Origin of the sequence: Streptomyces sp. P9(2023) (genome assembly GCF_032436795.1) — a bacterium.
Taxonomy (GTDB): Bacteria; Actinomycetota; Actinomycetes; order Streptomycetales; family Streptomycetaceae; genus Streptomyces.
The window spans coordinates 1-396 of sequence record NZ_JAUPWM010000191.1 but is presented as its reverse complement, the minus strand read 5'-3'; the positions used below and the strand labels follow the sequence as shown (position 1 = coordinate 396).

Here is a 396-nt window from a genome sequence, read left to right as displayed (position 1 = left end):
CGAAATCGTACATGGCACGGCCACCCGGGGGCTAACAGTAGAAAGGTATTGTGCCACCTATCGGCGAGAATGAAAATAATTGGCATTTGTGTTCCGTTTAGTTGAACGTGCTGTCTCACCGAATTGTGCAAAGAGTATGTAAAAATACAAACGCAAATAGTTCGTATTTGTATGCAATAGCTCTTTCACATCAAAGGAACCCATTATGTCTTTTCGTTTACGTCGCACGCTGCTGGCCAGCGCTGTGTCTTCGTTGGCCTGTGGCGTGGCGCTGGCTCAGCAGTCATCCCAGTTGAACGATATCGTGGTGACGGCCTCGGGCTTCGAGCAGCAGATTACCAGCGCTCCAGCATCGATCAGCGTGATTGCCCGGGAAACGCTGGAGCGCGGGCATTA

Annotated in this window: 1 protein-coding gene; it reads left to right on the top strand. The window is 51.0% G+C overall.

All coding sequences use genetic code 11. The features are described from left to right. Positions 1–205 precede the first annotated feature (205 nt). Positions 206–396 (top strand): hypothetical protein (locus tag Q5762_RS37300; protein ID WP_315896750.1); only part of this gene is annotated, 191 nt, incomplete at its 3' end.